The 16,371-nt window shown below is 68.2% G+C and carries 21 protein-coding genes; 13 read left to right on the top strand and 8 right to left on the bottom strand.

The features are described from left to right. Window positions 1–10 precede the first annotated feature (10 nt). Window positions 11–985, bottom strand: a complete 975-nt coding sequence (locus R2707_09660) for a hypothetical protein (GenBank protein ID MEZ5245349.1) — start codon at window positions 983–985, stop codon at window positions 11–13. Between the two features lie 109 nt (window positions 986–1,094). Next, window positions 1,095–1,559, bottom strand: coding sequence for a phosphoglycerate mutase family protein (locus R2707_09655; protein MEZ5245348.1), 465 nt, complete (start codon window positions 1,557–1,559; stop codon window positions 1,095–1,097). 59 nt (window positions 1,560–1,618) lie between these two features. Here R2707_09655 and R2707_09650 point away from each other — a divergent pair, with 59 nt between their 5' ends. The 3 genes from R2707_09650 (at window position 1,619) to R2707_09640 (ending at window position 3,694) form a co-directional block, all read left to right on the top strand. Further along, on the top strand, window positions 1,619–2,236 hold the full coding sequence (locus R2707_09650) for a sulfite oxidase-like oxidoreductase (GenBank protein ID MEZ5245347.1): 618 nt from the start codon (window positions 1,619–1,621) through the stop codon (window positions 2,234–2,236). 115 nt (window positions 2,237–2,351) lie between these two features. Beyond that, window positions 2,352–2,819, top strand: coding sequence for a hypothetical protein (locus R2707_09645; protein MEZ5245346.1), 468 nt, complete (start codon window positions 2,352–2,354; stop codon window positions 2,817–2,819). 8 nt (window positions 2,820–2,827) lie between these two features. Beyond that, window positions 2,828–3,694: a putative capsular polysaccharide synthesis family protein gene (locus R2707_09640; protein MEZ5245345.1), complete on the top strand. Its 867-nt coding sequence runs from the start codon at window positions 2,828–2,830 to the stop codon at window positions 3,692–3,694. Here R2707_09640 and R2707_09635 read toward each other — a convergent pair. Then, entirely contained in the window at window positions 3,684–4,418 is a 735-nt protein-coding gene (locus R2707_09635; GenBank protein MEZ5245344.1) for a helix-turn-helix domain-containing protein, read from the bottom strand. The two genes, R2707_09640 and R2707_09635, sit on opposite strands and share 11 nt — an antisense overlap. A gap of 17 nt (window positions 4,419–4,435) precedes the next feature. Between R2707_09635 and R2707_09630 the strand changes: the two genes are divergently transcribed. Genes R2707_09630 through R2707_09620 form a run of 3 tightly spaced genes read left to right on the top strand, consistent with a single transcriptional unit; the run spans window position 4,436 to window position 7,387 of the window. Continuing rightward, window positions 4,436–5,575: an Mrp/NBP35 family ATP-binding protein gene (locus tag R2707_09630; GenBank protein MEZ5245343.1), complete on the top strand. Its 1,140-nt coding sequence runs from the start codon at window positions 4,436–4,438 to the stop codon at window positions 5,573–5,575. Between the two features lie 27 nt (window positions 5,576–5,602). After that, window positions 5,603–5,830 carry a DUF3107 domain-containing protein gene (locus R2707_09625; protein MEZ5245342.1) on the top strand — a complete coding sequence of 76 codons (228 nt, stop codon included), beginning with the start codon at window positions 5,603–5,605 and terminating at the stop codon, window positions 5,828–5,830. Between the two features lie 30 nt (window positions 5,831–5,860). Beyond that, window positions 5,861–7,387, top strand: coding sequence for a histidine kinase N-terminal domain-containing protein (locus tag R2707_09620; GenBank protein MEZ5245341.1), 1,527 nt, complete (start codon window positions 5,861–5,863; stop codon window positions 7,385–7,387). A gap of 12 nt (window positions 7,388–7,399) precedes the next feature. On the opposite strand, the gene R2707_09615 is transcribed toward R2707_09620, so the two are convergent. Continuing rightward, window positions 7,400–7,681, bottom strand: a complete 282-nt coding sequence (locus R2707_09615; GenBank protein MEZ5245340.1) for a WhiB family transcriptional regulator — start codon at window positions 7,679–7,681, stop codon at window positions 7,400–7,402. A gap of 214 nt (window positions 7,682–7,895) precedes the next feature. Here R2707_09615 and R2707_09610 point away from each other — a divergent pair, with 214 nt between their 5' ends. Further along, window positions 7,896–8,585 carry a glycerophosphodiester phosphodiesterase gene (locus tag R2707_09610; protein MEZ5245339.1) on the top strand — a complete coding sequence of 230 codons (690 nt, stop codon included), beginning with the start codon at window positions 7,896–7,898 and terminating at the stop codon, window positions 8,583–8,585. 11 nt (window positions 8,586–8,596) lie between these two features. On the opposite strand, the gene R2707_09605 is transcribed toward R2707_09610, so the two are convergent. Beyond that, window positions 8,597–9,514 (bottom strand): diacylglycerol kinase family protein, encoded by a 918-nt coding sequence (locus R2707_09605; GenBank protein ID MEZ5245338.1) that lies wholly within the window; start codon window positions 9,512–9,514, stop codon window positions 8,597–8,599. Window positions 9,515–9,579: 65 nt separating this feature from the next. On the opposite strand from R2707_09605, the gene R2707_09600 reads away from it, so the two are divergent. Next, window positions 9,580–10,359: an electron transfer flavoprotein subunit beta/FixA family protein gene (locus R2707_09600; protein MEZ5245337.1), complete on the top strand. Its 780-nt coding sequence runs from the start codon at window positions 9,580–9,582 to the stop codon at window positions 10,357–10,359. A gap of 11 nt (window positions 10,360–10,370) precedes the next feature. Then, on the top strand, window positions 10,371–11,339 hold the full coding sequence (locus tag R2707_09595) for an electron transfer flavoprotein subunit alpha/FixB family protein (protein MEZ5245336.1): 969 nt from the start codon (window positions 10,371–10,373) through the stop codon (window positions 11,337–11,339). A 354-nt stretch (window positions 11,340–11,693) separates the two neighbouring features. Here R2707_09595 and R2707_09590 read toward each other — a convergent pair whose 3' ends face one another. From R2707_09590 to R2707_09580, 3 genes are read right to left on the bottom strand one after another with little or no spacing between them, the layout of a single operon-like run. Beyond that, window positions 11,694–12,449 carry an SCO1664 family protein gene (locus R2707_09590; GenBank protein ID MEZ5245335.1) on the bottom strand — a complete coding sequence of 252 codons (756 nt, stop codon included), beginning with the start codon at window positions 12,447–12,449 and terminating at the stop codon, window positions 11,694–11,696. Further along, window positions 12,437–12,931 (bottom strand): DUF3090 family protein, encoded by a 495-nt coding sequence (locus R2707_09585; protein ID MEZ5245334.1) that lies wholly within the window; start codon window positions 12,929–12,931, stop codon window positions 12,437–12,439. The genes R2707_09590 and R2707_09585 overlap by 13 nt, the downstream gene beginning before the upstream one ends. Continuing rightward, window positions 12,928–13,575, bottom strand: a complete 648-nt coding sequence (locus R2707_09580; GenBank protein MEZ5245333.1) for an MSMEG_4193 family putative phosphomutase — start codon at window positions 13,573–13,575, stop codon at window positions 12,928–12,930. The genes R2707_09585 and R2707_09580 overlap by 4 nt, the downstream gene beginning before the upstream one ends. A 26-nt stretch (window positions 13,576–13,601) precedes the next feature. Between R2707_09580 and R2707_09575 the strand changes: the two genes are divergently transcribed. From R2707_09575 to R2707_09560, 4 genes are all read left to right on the top strand, one after another. Then, window positions 13,602–14,288 carry a uracil-DNA glycosylase gene (locus tag R2707_09575; protein ID MEZ5245332.1) on the top strand — a complete coding sequence of 229 codons (687 nt, stop codon included), beginning with the start codon at window positions 13,602–13,604 and terminating at the stop codon, window positions 14,286–14,288. Window positions 14,289–14,422: 134 nt separating this feature from the next. Further along, window positions 14,423–14,674: a hypothetical protein gene (locus R2707_09570; GenBank protein MEZ5245331.1), complete on the top strand. Its 252-nt coding sequence runs from the start codon at window positions 14,423–14,425 to the stop codon at window positions 14,672–14,674. 26 nt (window positions 14,675–14,700) lie between these two features. After that, the gene (locus tag R2707_09565; protein MEZ5245330.1) at window positions 14,701–15,057 is read left to right on the top strand and encodes a hypothetical protein; all 357 of its coding nucleotides are present in this window, start codon (window positions 14,701–14,703) and stop codon (window positions 15,055–15,057) included. 72 nt (window positions 15,058–15,129) lie between these two features. Continuing rightward, on the top strand, window positions 15,130–16,368 hold the full coding sequence (locus R2707_09560) for an aminotransferase class V-fold PLP-dependent enzyme (protein ID MEZ5245329.1): 1,239 nt from the start codon (window positions 15,130–15,132) through the stop codon (window positions 16,366–16,368). Window positions 16,369–16,371: the final 3 nt, after the last annotated feature.

The raw sequence follows: 16,371 nt of genomic DNA, 5'->3' as shown, positions 1-16,371 counted from the left end.
TCAGGGCTGATCAGTCGGCGGGCGCGAGTCGCCGGTGGCCGCCGCGGAAGAACTCGATGGCCGTCGCGAGTTGGTCGTCCGCGGCGCGCAGTTCCGCGTACGACATCGACGCCCCGTTGAAGGCGGTCTCGTTCCAATAGGGGTCGGTGCGGTCGACGTCGCCCCACGCACCCACGTAGAGATACGGCTCGTCGTGGTCGGCGTCGCCGGGCGATGCGCCGTAGGTGGCTCGCCCGCCTGTCTCGGCCCGGCCCATCGCAATCGCCGGGTCGAAGTGCCCGGGCCACAGTTGAGTGCGGTCGACGTCGACGGCACCGTCGGTGAGGCGCAGTTCCTCGAGCGCGGACCAGGCGAAGCCGAACCACGCGGCCAGGAATGCACCGGTCGCGGGCGTCGCTCCGAGATCGGCGTCGAGATCGCCGAGCGAAGGGGAGTCGTGCTCGGCGGCATCGGTCCCCGGTTCGATGCCGAGGAAGTCGGCGGCGGCGCGCAGTGTGGTGATCGCGATGCTGTCCGCAGAGTCGCGTCGCTGGTGAACCAGCCGACCGTGCTCGATCCGCACCTGTTCGTCGTCGCCGAAGAAGGGCGTCCCGAACCCGCCCCGGGTGAAACGGAGGCCGAACTTCGTGTTGGTAAGTCGGCGCGCTTCGGCGACCACCCCGTAGGCGAGGCGGTGGTAGCCGTCTCGGGCCGTGGGATAGCCGCGGGGCACGTCGGGGAGCGGCGGGCGGTTCGCCAGCCAGCGCTCCGCCGCCCACGCGGCCAACTCGGGGCGCTCGCGGACGATGTCGTCCCAGCTCCGATCACCCCCGCTGGTCGGCGTCACGACGACCGCGCCGGATCGTTCACCGACGACGGCCGGGTCGTCGGCGAAGAACTCCGGATCGGTACTCGCCGGGCGGCCGGGCTCGAGTGTCCGGGCCGAGAAACCGGCGCCGAGTCGCTCCTCGGCCTCGGCGGTCGGGTGGTGCGCGGCGATCGTCATCCACGGAGTCTCCTCGTCCGTGCGTGTCATGGAAAGTCGGGGGGAGACGGCACCGTCCGACCCCGCGACCGGACCCGGTCCCGCGGGCATGCTCGACAACCGGTGAGCGTCAGGGAGTCGGCGTGTAGCGGCCCTGCGTGATGTCGCGGCCGCGTGTCTCGAGCTCCCAGATGCTGCCCTTCTCGCACCCGCGTGCGCCGAGGACCGACATGCCGTCGCGGAGAAGCCGGTTGAGCACCTCGGGGATGAGGTCGCCATGGCTGCACATGACCAGATCACCCTTGACCCCGGCCTCCTCCCTGAGCAGTTCGAGCAGGGCGTTGGGCGAGGCGCCCTCGGTGAGTTCGGCTCGGATCTCGACGGTGAGACCGTGGGCGGCAGCAGTACCGAGCACCGTGTCGACACACCGGACCGCCTGCGAGGACCAGACGCCGCGGAGGCCGTGGGCCGAGAAGTGGGCGGTGATCGCCTCGGCCTGGATCCCACCGCGGCGGTCGAGGGGTCGCTCGAGGTCGTCGAGACTCCAGCGGCTGCGGTCGACGGCCGATGCATGGCGAACGAGATAGAGGGACACCGGGTCGGGAGTCTAGGGCGGCAGTGGGGGGCGGGTCGTGGTCGGGCAGACTCGTTCCCATGGGGTTTTTCGATCGCAACCGCAAGGCGCTGGCGGAGGCCGGTATCGATCCGGACCGTCTTCCGCCCGGGCAGTACCACACCGACCGTTTCCCGGTGCTGCACGTCGGCGCACCGATGATCTATGCCGACGACCTGTCGGACTGGGATCTGCGCATCTTCGGCCTCGTGGAGCGAGACCTCGTGTTGTCGTTCGCCGACCTCACCGCACTGCCCTCGGTCGAGGTGGTCACCGACATCCACTGCGTCACGAAATGGTCGAAGTTCGACACGACGTGGACCGGCATTCGCATGCGTGATCTGTACCGGCTGGCCGGCGCCTTCCCGAGCGCGACCCATGTCGTCATGCACGGTGAACACGGCTACACCGCAAACCTGCCCATCGAGCACACCACCGGCGACCACGCCCTCGTGACGTGGGCCCACGATGGTGCGCCCCTCACCGTCGACCACGGATTCCCGGTGCGCACCCTCGTGCCCCACCTCTATTTCTGGAAGTCCGTGAAGTGGCTGCGTGCGATCGAGCTCGTCGACCGGGATCGCCCCGGATTCTGGGAGCAGAACGGCTATCACAACCTCGGCGATCCCTTTGCCGAGCAGCGGTTCTGGGGCGACTAGGCGGGCCGCAAATGGGCCGTATGGCCCATGTTTCGCGCCCTACCCGCCACTAGCAATGGTGGGTGTTGGAAGGAGTGCGATGGGTGAGGGCCCAGAAGCTTCAGGGCGCAGTGCGGTGGTCATCGCGACGAACATCGACGTGATCGAATCGCTGGTCGCATCGGCGGGCTACGCCGTGGCCGGCGCGGCCGCGTCGGCGATCAACGGCGAGATGCTTCTCCAGCACCTTGTTCGCAAGGATCGGGCACCCGACGTGGTCGTCGTGGAAAACGACCTCGTGGGTCCGACAGGTTGGGACGCCATTCCCGACTTGCGTGCCGCGAGCCCCACAACCCAGGTTCTCCTGGTGGTCAACGAGGATTGGACTCCCCGTGACTTGGGGTCATGTGGTGCCTTCGCCGTCGTGACAAGGAGCCGGCTCGGCGAGCTGGTGACCGAGCTCGACGGCGTCGACCGATGGATCGCCGATCAGGCCGTTGCGACGATGGAGGGTGACCGTCGCACCGGCCGCGATCGGCGGTTCCATCAGGACTGGACCAAGGTGGGCTGGGAGCGGCGCGTCGATCAGCGTCGTGCCGCATAATCGACGGAGTGCAGCTTCGCTCGTTCACCCGCCGCCTCGAACGGTCGCCACGCCTCCACGAATGGGCGATGTCGATCGAGGGCTGGCGGTTCGCGCGTCGACTCGACGTCGTGGCCGCCCGGGGCGGGGAACCCGTGATCGTGTTCCAGATGGGCAAGGTCGGATCGACCTCGGTCTCGTCGTCGTTTCCGACGGCGGGGCACCCGCTCGCCGTCCAGACCCATCATCTCCACCGACCTCGGATCGAGGCGGCGAAGCAATGGTCCCGTGAACGCGGCTTGCCCATCCGGGCCCACTTCTTCCATGCCGACGCGGTGGCCCGACGCGTCGTGGAGAAGGGTCGCCCCTTCAAGCTGATCACGCTGGTGAGGGAACCGGTGGGCCGTTCGGTTTCGAACTTCTTCCACAACTTCGAACGGTTCGTCGGTGTGCCGCTGGCGAGGTCGAGCCACTCGACGGAGGAGCTGACGGAGATTCTCGTCGCCCATGAGCGCCAACTCGACGAGGGGCGCTGGTTCCAACGCGAGTTCGAACCCGTCCTCGGTGTCGATGTCTACGAGCATCCGTTCCCCCACGCCGAGGGCGTGCAGGTGATTCCGTCCGCCGGCGGCGAGATCCTCGTACTCCGCCTGGAGACCCCCGACGACGCGAAGGAGCGAGCCATCGCAGCATTCCTCGGTGAGGCCGACTTCTCGCTGGCCTCGGCCAACGTCGGTGACGCGAAGGAGTACGGCGACAGCTACCAGCGGTTCCGCAGGGAGGCGGTGCTGCCGGATGACTTCCTCGAGCGGAAGCTCTCGACGCAGTACGCGACCCACTTCTACTCCGAAGCCGAACGCGCCGACGTCCGGCGGAAGTGGTCGCCTAGAGCGTGACGTGGGTGACGCAGATGTCGTCACCCTGGGGTTTCGACGACGCCGTGTCGGTGCCGGCGGGGCCGTGGAGGAAGCCGAGCATTCCCTGCACGATGCCGCGGTCGACGGCACAGATGACGGGGTGCTCGACGACGGCATCCCCGAACGGGCAGTTCTGGGCGACGATCTGGTACTCGTCACCGTCGGACTCGGCCCGGGCCGCGAAGCCGTGGGCCGAGAGGGCGTCGGCGACGGCGTGGAGCGCACCCTGATAGGAGCGGTGTGTCTCCGACGGATCGATGGCGGCCGCCATCGCCTTGCCGTACTCGATCCCGACCTGCTCGGCCATCTGCTCGGCCGACTCCGGCGGGAGCATCGCCAGAGCCCGTCCGAGCAACGACACGAGGATGTCGTCGTGGCGCACCGAGACTTCGAGGCGGACGTGGGGGCTGGTGGCGCGATAGCGCTTCGACGGGCGCCCGACGCCGCCGGCGGTCCGGGCGAGATCGATCTCGAGGTGCCCACCCGCAACCAGCTTGTCGAGATGGTGCCGGGCGACGTTGGCATGGAGGTCGAAGCGCTTCGCAGCGTCGCCGGCGGTGATGCCGGCGTCGTGCTCGTGGGCGAAGAGGTAGATCTCGCGTCGGGTCGGATCACCGAATGCGGACGTGATCGCCGTGACCGCCGACGCGAACTCGGCGGGACTCAGCTCGCCGACGCCCGGCTGCGGGGAAGGTCCGTCCACGCCGGTATTGTACCGGCATGACTGTCACAGAGGCCGAGGTGATCGAGGCGCTGCGCCCCGTGCAGGACCCCGAACTCCACCGCAGCATCGTCGATCTGGGAATGGTCCGATCGACCGTGATCGACGGCGGCCACATCGACATCGGCATCGACCTGACCATCGCGGGATGCCCGCTCCGCAACGAGATCCAGACCAGCGTCACCGACGCCGTCACCGCGCTCGACGGGGTCAACGTGGTCACCATCGACTTCGGGGTCATGACCGACGAGCAGCGGGCCAGGATCCGCGAGATGCTCCACGGCGACCCCGCGGCCACGGCGGGATCGCAACAGGCCCATGGGCACGCGGAGGGGCGAGCCATCCCGTTCGCCCAGGCGGGCAACCGGACCCGCACGCTGCTGATCGCGTCCGGCAAGGGTGGCGTGGGCAAGTCCAGCGTCACCGCCAATCTCGGCATCGCCCTGGCCCAACGCGGTCACAAGGTCGCGGTCGTCGACGCCGACGTGTGGGGATTCTCGATCCCGCGGATGCTCGGCGTGACCCATGCGCCGACGGTGATCGACGACATGATCATCCCGCCGGAGACCCACGGCGTGCGATGCATCTCGATGGGCTTTTTCGCCCGGGAGGACCAGCCGGTCATCTGGCGCGGTCCGATGCTCCACAAGGCACTCGAGCAGTTCCTCACCGACGTCTACTGGGACGACCCCGACTTCCTCATCGTCGACCTCCCGCCCGGCACCGGCGACATCTCGCTGTCACTCGCCCAGTTCCTGCCGACGGCCGAGGCCTATGTCGTCACCACCCCGAACCCGGCGGCCCAGCGGGTCGCCCAGCGCTCGGCGTTCATGTTCGATCAGGTCAACATCAAGGTGAAGGGCGTGATCGAGAACATGTCGTGGTTCACCGGCGACGACGACACGCGCTACTACCTCTTCGGTGCCGGTGGCGGCGCCGATCTCGCCGAGAAGCTCGGGGTCGAGATGATCGGTCAGGTGCCGATGACCATCCCGATGCGCGAAGGCTCCGATCAGGGGCAACCGATCATGGCGGTCGACCCGGAGAACGAAGCGTCTGTCGTGTTCGCACAGATGGCAGAGTGGGTCGAATCCCAGAAGCCTTCGAAGCGCACCCACCCCGAACTCAAGATCAACTGATCCGAATCCGAGAGAAAGAGCCCTGCTGTGGACGTCCGTATCGGTGTCACCGACCATCCCCGCGAGATCGGCGTGAAGCTGCCTGGCGATGCCGATCGCGCGGCCATCAAGGCCGAGGTCGAGGCCGCGCTCAACGGGGAATCCGCCACGCTCTGGCTCACCGACGAAAAGGGCGGTGAGGTCGGTGTGCCCTCGGCGAAGATCGCCTTCGTCGAGCTCGGGCCGGAGAGCGCCGGTCCCATCGGCTTCGGCTGATCCGGCCGGATCCGCAGGGCGGCGCACGCCATGGCCGGGCTCGCCGATCTCGCCCGGGCGCGCACATCGCTCTCCGACGAGGCGATCGACCACCTTCAGCGACTGGTGAGCGCGTGGTCGCTGCTGAGCGACCTCTCCTATTCGGACCTGCTGCTCTACGCCCCGATCGACCCGGGCGGGTCCCGGTTCGTGGTGCTCGGCCACACTCGTTCGGTCACGGGGGCCACCGTGTACCAGACCGATCCGGTGGGCACCGAGGTCTCGGGCACCGAACGACCGTTGCTCCAGAAGGTGATGGCCGACGAGCGTCGGGCCGAGGGTCTGGTGCCGCGGCCGGACCGGGCGGTCGCTCCTGCCGGTGATGACCCGCTGGTCGAGGAGAACGTCGGTGGGATCGGCAATCGGCTCACCGTCGACTACATCCCGGTGCTGCACGGTGATCGTGCGGTGGCGGTCCTCGCCCGCGAGTCCGATCCTCGACTGTTGCGTCAGCCCAGCCCGCTCGAGCGCCGCTATCGCGACGTGTGGGAGCGGTTCGCGTCGATGGTCGCCGCCGGCGAGTTCCCGCTCGTGCGGTCGGAGCGGGTGGGGGAGTTCCGCGAGCCGCGTGTGGGCGACGGCGTCGTCATCCTCGATCGCGAACAGCGCATCGAATACGCCTCCCCGAACGCGACGTCCGCCCTCCACCGCCTCGGCGTGGTGTCGATCCTCGTCGGTCAGACCCTCGGCGGTGTCGGTGCCGACGATCGCGCCGTTCGACGGGCGTTCTCGTCCCGGCTCAGCACCGTCGAGGAACTCGAGCGGGGCGACGCGGTCTCGGTGATCGCACGCTGTCATCCCCTGCTCGACGGCGGGCGGGTGAGCGGCGCCGTGCTGTTGTTGCGCGACATCTCGGAGTTGCGCAGCCGCGACAAGCTGCTCGTGTCGAAGGACGCGACGATCCGCGAGATCCACCATCGGGTCAAGAACAACCTGCAGACGATCCAGTCGTTGCTGCGTCTGCAGTCGCGGCGGCTCGAGTCGGCCGAGGCGCGCGCCGCGGTCGAGCAGTCGGCGCGGCGGATCGGATCGATCGCCATCGTCCACGAGACCCTGTCGGTCGAAACCGCCGACGTCGTCGATTTCGACGCGGTGGTGCGTCGCGTCATCGGCATGGTCGAGGAAGGGCTCGGCTCGGTCGAGCGGCCGGTACGAGTGACCATCGAAGGGAGTCTCGGCGAGCTCGGCGGCGATGTCGCCATGCCCCTCGCCGTGGTGCTGACGGAGCTCGTGCAGAACGCGATCGACCACGCAGGGCACGGCCATCCCGAGATCGGCATCGGTCTCTCGTCGACGGCCAAGGAGCTGGTGATGAGGGTCGAGGACAACGGCGCCGGCGTTCCCGAGGGGTTCGCCCTCGATCGCGATGCTCGGCTGGGCCTCACGATCGTGCGGACGTTCGTCGTCCATGACCTCGGCGGCTCGATCAGCCTCGGTCGTGCCAGCTCGATGCCGCCCTACGGGGCGGTGGTCGACATCCGGGTTCCGAGGGGCGTGTCGGGCTTGCCGCTCGGCTAGGTGTGATGCCGCTCAGCGGCGGCCGGCGGCGGCGCGCATGCGCCGGCGCATCACCCGACGCTCCTCTTCGGAGGTTCCGCCCCAGACGCCGGTGTCCTGGTTGGTGGCGAGGGCGAACTCGAGGCAGGCGTCCCGGCTCATGCAGCTGAGGCAGACTTCCTTGGCCGATGCGATCTGCTCGACGGCGCTTCCGGTGGTCCCGACCGGGAAGAAGAGTGCCGGATCGGTGTCTCGGCACGCCGCCTTGTTCTGCCATTCGGCTGCGGTCTCGAATGCGTCAGCGGTCAGCGCCACGTGTCCCCCAAGTCGTGTGTGGTCCGGGCGTGATCCCGGCCGGTGATGGCCTCAGTCCCTTGAGGCCGCCCTGATAATAGGAACCGGTTCTCCTTCCCCGCAAGGGTTTTTTGAAACGGGTTCTTATTTTCTCGTGACGGCGGTGTTGCGGGGAGCTGGACGAGATGTGTCCGCCACCGTCGGTTCGCCGGGCGCGTCTGCGAGACTCGGCACCGTGACCAAGGTGATTGCCCATCGCGGGGCGAGCGACGCTGCGCCCGAGAACACGATCGAGGCCTTCGTGCTCGCACGCGAGCTCGGGGCCGACTGGGTCGAACTCGACGCCCGCCTGTCGTCCGACGGTGTGGTGGTGGTGCACCACGACGCGCACCTCGCCGACGGCCGCGTGGTCGCGGACCTCACCCTCGACCAGATGCCCGACGGCATCCCGTCGCTGGCCGAGGCGCTCGAGGCGTGTGACGGCATGGGCGTCAACATCGAGATCAAGAATCTCCCCGACGACCCCGACTACGACGAGAACCACGCCGTGGTCGACGCCGTCGCCGGTCTCGCCCAGGCCTACCTCGGCCCGGAGCGGACGATCATCTCGTCGTTCAACATCGACAGCGTCGGCCGCATGCACCGGGTCGACCCCTCCTTGCCGTGTGCGTGGCTCTTCTTCCAGATGACCGACCCGGCGAGCGTCGTCGATCGGGCCGTCGCCCACGAGATGGCCGCCATCCACCCGTTCGACAATCTGGTCGACGCCGCGATGGTGCGCCGCGCCCACGCCGCCGGGCTGGCCGTCAACGTCTGGACCGTCGACGATCCCGACCGGATGGCTGCGCTGGTCGAGATGGGCGTCGACGGCATCTGCACCAACCTGCCCGGCGTCTGCCGCCGGGTCGTCGACACGATCGGCTGACCGGGCGATCGTCAGCCCGTCGGAACGACCAACGCGAGGTGCTGGGGCGTCCAGGTGAAGCGCAGGCGCTTGCTGGCGCCGAGGTGGTCTCCGTCGACCTGGTACGGCGCCGGTGGGTCGCTCTCGACCACCAGTGAGCGGACACCGGTCCGGATGGACAGGTCCCGCTTCTTGGCGATGTCGCCGAAACCGATCGCGGCGGCGGCGACGGGGCCGAGACTGCGCAACCGGATCTGCTCGAGGGTGACGACGGCCAGCGGGTCGTCGAGGGTCAGGTCGGGGACGAGATCGAAGGGTCGATTGCCCAGGAACGTGTAGGGGTTGGCGTTCATCACGATCGTGAAGAACCCCGTCGTCACGAGATTGCCGCGGGCATCGAGAACCCGGAGGGGAGGATGCTTCCGATCGGTTCGGCGCAGCCAGGTGTCGACCGCGGAATACACGAAGAGCGGGTGACCGGCCCAGCGCTTCCACGGACCCCGTCGTTCCACCTGCTCGACCACGGCGGCGTCGAACCCGATCCCGCAGTGGAACAGGAAGTACCGCCCCTCCACCGCGCCGAGTCCGATGCGGGTGATCGAACCGGCATCGATCGCGTCGAGCAGGACACCGGCGGCGTCGACCGAGTCGTCGGGAAGGCCGAGGATGCGGGCGAAGACATTGGTCGATCCGCCGGGCAGGGTGGCGAGCGCCGTGTCGGAACCGGCGAGGCCGTTGGCCGCCTCGTTGAGCGTGCCGTCACCGCCCAGCACGACGACGAGGTCGTAGCTCTCCCTCGCCGCGCTCTGGGCGAGTCGGGTGGCGTGGCCGCGCCGGCTGGTCTCGGCGAGGGTCACATCGTGATCCGCCGACAGGGCCTTGTGAATCACGACGCGACGGCGGGCGGTGACCGACGAGGCGACCGAGTTCACGATGAAGAGGATCCGCAAGGCTCACAAACTATCTCGTTCCCCGGCATAGGCATTCCGTGGCGTCGATGGCAGACTCGTCAGCTATGAAGGTTGTCGTCTGTGTAAAGCAGATCCCGGACCCGGCCGATCCTGGCGCACTTGACCCCGAGAGCAAGACGCTCAAGCGGGATGTCAAGCTGATCCTCGACGAGTCGGACAGTTACGGGGTCGAAATGGCCCTCCAGCTCGTCGATGCCGCAGGTGAAGGATCCGTTCACCTCGTCTCGATGGCTCCGAACAACGAGGTCGGCGGTCTCCGCACGGCGCTCGCGATGGGCGCCGAGAGCGCGACCCTGGTGAGCGACGAGGCCCTCAAGGGCACCGATGCGCTCGGCACCGCAAAGGTGCTGGCCGCGGCGATCGCCCGCTCGGAACCCGATCTCGTGCTCGCCGCGACCGAGTCGTCCGACGGCTACACGGGCACGGTCCCGGAGATGGTGGCCGAGCTTCTCGGTCTCCCGTCGGTGACGTTCGCCAAGTCGGTCGCGATCGATGCCGGCAGCGCCAAGGTGCAGCGTCAGACCGAAGCGGGTTACGACGATGTCGTGTGTCCGCTGCCCGCGCTCGTCTCTGTGACGGCCGGGGTGGTCGAGCCCCGCTATCCCTCGTTCAAGGGGATCATGGCGGCGAAGTCCAAGCCCGTCGACGAGCTCACCTGTGGTGATCTCGGCATCGACGCCGGCTCTGTTGGTTGGGCCGGGGGCGGCCAGGAGATCGTGTCGGTCGCCGACGCTCCTGCCCGTGAGGCCGGCGAAGTGATCGAGGACGAAGGCGATGCCCACGAGCGCATCGTGGCGTTCCTCGAAGAGCTCAAGGTTCTCTGAGGAAGGCTGACATGGGACTCGACAAGATCTGGGTGTTCGGTGAAGCCAACGGCGATGCCGTCGCCACCATCACCCTCGAAATGCTGGCCAAGGCCCGAGAGCTCGCCGACACCGTCGAGGTGTTCATGGCGGGTGACGGCGACGACCACGCCGAAGAGCTCGGCGACCACGGCGCCGAGACGGTCTACGCGACCGGCGATCTCGACGGGGCAATGCAGGGCGTGGCCGTGGCCTCCGCCGTTGCGGCTGCGATCGCGAGCGGCGACGTGACCGCGCCCGATGCCTTCATGCTCGGCACCTCCCAGGATGGCCGCGACGTGGCGGCTCGCCTGTCGGTGAAGCTCGATGCACCGGTGATCACCAACATCGTCGGCCTCGAACTCGACGGCGACGATCTGCTGGGCAACGAGCCGATCTTCGGCGGCACGGTCGACGTGAAGACCAAGAACACCTCGGGCAAGCCCGGCATCTTCCTCGTACGACCGAAGTCGTTCGCGGCAGAGTCCGTCGGTGGGGCCGAGGCCGATGTCGAGGATCTCGACGTGCCCGACCTCGGTGCCACGGGTGGCGCCACGGTGACCGATCGCTTCGTCGAGGAGTCCGACGGCCCGAAGCTCGACGAGGCGGCCATCGTGGTCTCCGGCGGTCGCGGTCTCGGTGAGAAGGACGCCTACGCCATGATCGAGCAGTTGGCCAAGGCCGTCGGCGGAGCCGCCGGTGCGAGCCGTGCCATCGTCGACGCCGGCTGGGTGCCGTATTCGTACCAGGTTGGGCAGACCGGCAAGGTCGTCAAGCCCACTGTCTACATCGCCGCCGGTATCTCCGGAGCGACGCAGCACCTGGTCGGCATGAAGGGCTCCAAGAACATCATCGCGATCAACAAGGATCCGGAGGCGCCGATCTTCGCCGTCGCCGATCTCGGGATCGTCGGCGACGTCCACAAGGTGCTGCCGAAGCTGATCGAGGCGCTCAAGAGCTGACTCGACCACGACATCGTTGGTGCACGGCCCCGGGGTTCGCCCCGGGGCCGTTCGCATTTTCGTCGCAGGGGGCAGGACGCGTGGGGCAAAACGAGAAATCGCCTCGACCGGGTTGTCCGGTGAGGCGATGTGTTAAAGACCACCATAGCACAGATATTTTTTCCGTGCCGGGAAACGGGGCCGATTTCGCACATTTTCTCGAATTTCTTCGCGATCGGGCCGGATTGTTGGCGCGGGTGGGAGTTGTCCACAGGTTCATCCCCACCTGTTGAACACTTTGGGCGGTCGAAACATGTCGATTCTCACCCTTCGCGGTTTCGGGGAGGTGAACGAACAGTGAACGAGCCGTGCGGCTCAGACCAGTGGCCACGGCCAGCGGTGGCCGCCCGACTCATCGATGGGAAATCGGCCCGCCGTCGCCAACGCGGCGGTGCGAGCGAGTGTCGCATCACGTTCGAACGGGTCCAGGAGTTCGGCGATGTCGTCGCAAAGTCCTCGATCGAGGAAGCGCCACAACGACTCCGAGATGTCGTCGGGGAGCGGTTCGTCGGCGAAGTCCCACAGCACGGTGCGCAACTTGAACTGCTGATGGAATGCGATCCCGTGATCGATCGCCCAGATCCGACCGTCGGTGCCGAGCAGACAATGGCCCGACTTGCGGTCGGTGTTGTTGATCACGATGTCGAGCGCACAGATGCGCCGGAAGGCGTCGTCGTGCTCGTCGCTGCGCTCGTGGATCGTGAAGTAGTGCTCCTCGAAGGCGCAGGGCATGAAGAGCTGGACCGAGCCCACCCCGTGAGGGGCGTCGTGGCGCACCACGGTCGGCGGTACCAGGTCCCAGCCGAGGTCGTCGGCGACCAGGAACGCCGCGACCTCTCGCTGGTACAGGCCCGACGGGAAATCCCACAGCGGCCGTTCCCCGCGGTGGGGTTTGTAGATCGCCTGGGCCTGCAACCCGTCGAGCTCGATGTCCATCAGGAACGTCGCGTTGGACGAGTAGGGCATCCGCCCCACCGTCTCGAGTGTTCCCCGCCGGAGGAGTTCGAGCGCCACCGCGGTCGGAATCGGATCGCGATCTCGAAAGGGGCTCTCGGCGCTCAGTTCAGACACGGACACCAGGCGCGATTGCGGGGTTCGAGCGGCCGGCCGCAGTAGGGGCACGGCGGCCGGCCGGCAGCGACCAGATCGCGGGCCCGTTCGATCAGCCCGAACACCTGGGCCCGGGACAGCGAGAACCGGGCCTGGGCGAGGTCCTCGTCGTCGTCGTCGGTCTCGGGTGCCGCCTCGGCCATCACGATCAGGCGATCGATGTCGTGGGCGTAGGCGATCCCGAGCGAACCGACCGTGAACGCCGACACGACCGGCTCGCGAAGGCCGAGGTCGTCGGGGGCCGGGCCGAACTCCGCGTCGGGCAGATCGTCGAGGACCTGGTCGAGATAGTCGGCCAACGCCGCGACCTGTTGCTTCTCGACCTTGAACGACACCAGCTGCCCGTCGGCCCGGGCCTGCAGATAGAACTCGCGCTGCCCCTTCGGGCCCAGGGTGCCGACGGTGAGGAAGTCGAGCTCTCGGAAGTCGAACGACTCGCTCATGACGGCGCCAGCCCGGTCAGGTCGTCGCCCGTCGAGTTGACGGTCAGCACGACGGGGCCTTCGGTCGTGTAGAGGATCGCGGTGATCGAACAGGGCGACACCACGATCCGCTGGAAGAGGTCGAGATGGGTGCCGGTGGCTGCCGCGACGACGGCCTTGATGACATCGGCGTGCGACACGGCCACGATGGTCTCGCCGGGGTGGGCGGCCACGAGGTCGTGGACGGCATCGACGGCGCGGCTCTGCATCTCGGCGAAGGATTCGCCGCCCGGAAAGCGGAAGCCACTGGGGTAGCGCTGGACCGTGCGCCATTCGGGGAGCTTTCGCAACGCGGCCAGCTTCTTGCCCGTCCACTCGCCGAAGTCACACTCGATCAGGCCTTTGGCCTGGCGGACGCGGAGCTTGCGGGCCCGGGCGATCGGTGCCGCGGTTTCACGGGTGCGTTCCATCGGTGAGGCGTAGACCGCGGCGACCGAACCGAGCGCGCCGATGCGGGCCGCCGCCGCCTCGGCCTGAGCGATGCCCGTGTCGGCCAGGTGGAGGTTCGGCGCTCGACCCGGCAGCGAGGCGCCGGTGGTCGGCGTCTGGCCGTGGCGGACCAGCAGGACGAGGGTCGGTTTCGGCGGTTCGGTTCGTCGGGCCATCGTCTCGCCAACGTACCCTGCACGCCGTGGGAAACCCTGATCAGCCCCGCCATCTGCTGGCTCGACTCGAGAACGACGTCGTGGCGTGTCGGGCGTGCCCCCGGTTGGTCGAATGGCGCGAGCAGATCGGGCACGAGAAGCGGGCGTCCTATCGAGACCAGACCTATTGGGCGAAAGCCGTGCCGGGCTTCGGTGACCCAGATGCCCACCTGCTCGTCGTCGGTCTGGCGCCGGCAGCCCATGGCGCGAATCGGACCGGCCGGATGTTCACGGGCGACCGGTCGGGCGACTGGCTCTATCGCGCCCTCTTCCGCGCCGGCTATGCCTCGCAGCCCGAGTCGGTCGCCCTCGACGACGGCCTCTCGCTGGACGGCGCGTGGATCACGTCGCCGGTCAAGTGCGCTCCTCCGGCCAACAAGCCGACCACCGCGGAGCGCGACACCTGCCGGCCGTTCTTCGCCCGTGAGCTCGATGCGCTCACCCGTGTGAAGGTGATCGTCGTGCTCGGCGGGTTCGGCTACCAGGTTGCCTGTCAGGAATTGGGCGTGCGCCCGAGGCCGGCATTCGGCCACGGGGTCGAGGTCGAACTCGACGACGGACGAACCCTGCTCTGCAGCTATCACGTCAGCCAACAGAACACCTTCACGGGCCGCCTCACCGAGGAGATGCTCGACTCGATCTTCGTCCGGGCCCGGGAGTTGGGGGCCGGTTGACCCAGGCGCGGCCGGGAGGAGCGGGTATCGCGGCCCGGTTTTGCGGCCGATCGTCTGGGCCCTGCGAACCCAATCGAGCCCGATGGGCCGATCGGCCCTTGGCCGGCGTGGTCGGCGCGGCCACAGTGATCTCCATGCACGGCACTCCCACGGCATCGCACGACATCCTCGACCTCACCGACGAGGCAGCACTGTTGGCCGGCGCGGGTGACGAGATTCGGATCGGCTACGACCCGACGGGCGCGCGGGCGTTGTTGTCCGCCCTGCAGCTGAAGCCCGTCAGCGGCCCGATGGTCGATGCCCCCCGAGGCGACGTCTTCGACCTGGCGGTCTACCGGGCGACCGGCGATCGGCGTCTCGCGACGCTGTTCGGCACCGCTGCCTGATCGCGGGCCGATATCCTCGGCCTCGCATGGCACCTCGAAAGAATCTCCGTTCCGCCGCCGTCGCGGGTCTGATCGCCCTGGCGCTCGTCGTCACCGGCTGTAGCTCCAGCAGCGACCCCGACACATGGGCCTCGGCCGACGAGACGGGCAAGATCGAGGAGAACTTCCTGCGGGCGTGCACCGAGGCCGGCGAGGGCAACACCGACTCGATCGGTCTCGCCGCCTACTGCGAGTGCTCCTACGCCGGGCTGCGCGAGGAGTACGACGACGACTTCGAGGGCTTCCTCGCCGTCAACCGCGACCTCGGCAACGAGCCGACCGCCATCCCCGCGAACGTCCGGGCGATCTTCGACGGATGCGCCGCCGATCACCTCGGCTCCTGATCACGATGCCGGCCGCGTGCGGCGGCTCTTCCGACCTGCATCCGGGCTGACCCAGCCGATACCGTCAGGGCGATGCCGCTCGATGTGGACTTTGCCCGTGCCCAGTTCCCGGCGTTCGCCGATTCCGACACCGCTCGTTGGGCGCATCTCGAGAACGCCGGGGGAAGCTACGCGGCGGGACCGGTCGTCGAGCAGCTGACGACCTTGTTCACGACGGCGAAGGTGCAGCCGTCGTGGGACTTCGGCCCCTCGAAGGCGGCCACGGCTGCGATGGAGCGCGCACGCTCGCTGATGGCGGCCACCTTCAACGCGGCCCCCGACGAGATCCACTTCGGACCGTCGACGAGCCAGAACACCTATGTGCTGGCCCAGGCCATGCGTCCGATGTGGGTCGATGGCGACGAGATCGTGGTGACCGAACAGGACCACGAGGCGAACTCGGGAGTATGGCGCCGACTCGGAGCCACCGGCATCACTGTCCGCGAGTGGAAGGTCGATCCCGTGACCGGCCTGCTCGACCCGGCGGATCTCGACGGACTCATCACCGAACGGACGCGGCTGGTCGCCATGACCCACGCGTCGAACGTCGCGGCGACCGTCAACCCGGTGGCGGAGGTGGCCGCGCGGGTCCACGCAGTGGGCGGAGTGATCGTCGTCGACGGGGTGTCGTTCGCTCCCCACGGAGGCGTCGATGTCGAGGCACTCGACTGCGATGTCTACGTCTACAGCGCCTACAAGACCTTCGGTCCGCATGTCGGCATGATGTTCGTGCGCCGATCGCTGCTACCCCGACTCGCGCATCAGGGGCACTACTTCAACGAGACGCATCTCGACACCCGGGTGACGCCCGCCGGCCCCGACCACGCCGTCATCGGTGCGACGGCCGGCATCGTCGACTACTACGACACGCTCCACGCCCACCATTTCGCCGGTTCCGACGCCGCCGGGCCGGTCGAGCGCATCCGCGCCGTGAGTGCGCTCTTCGCCGAGCACGAGACCGATCTGATGGAGCCGTTGCTGGCGTTGCTCGGCTCGCGCGACGGGGTGCGGGTGGTGGGGTCGATGGTCGCCGACAGCAAGGTTCGTGCGCCGACCATCGCGTTCACCAGCGAGCGGCGGTCTTCGGCCGAGATCTATCGGGCGCTCATCGCGGCCGAGGTCTCGTGCGGGCACGGCCACTTCTACGCCCACCGGCTCGTGACCGCGCTCGGACTCGACCCCGACGACGGCGTCGTGCGTCTGTCGATGGTGCACTACAACACCGCGAACGACGTCGCCCGTGCGTTGACCGTGCTCGACTCGATCCTCTGACGG

This window comes from Acidimicrobiales bacterium, from assembly GCA_041394245.1.
In the GTDB taxonomy this organism is placed as follows: domain Bacteria; phylum Actinomycetota; class Acidimicrobiia; order Acidimicrobiales; family Aldehydirespiratoraceae; genus JAJRXC01.
This window is presented reverse-complemented; position numbering and strand designations above follow the sequence as displayed.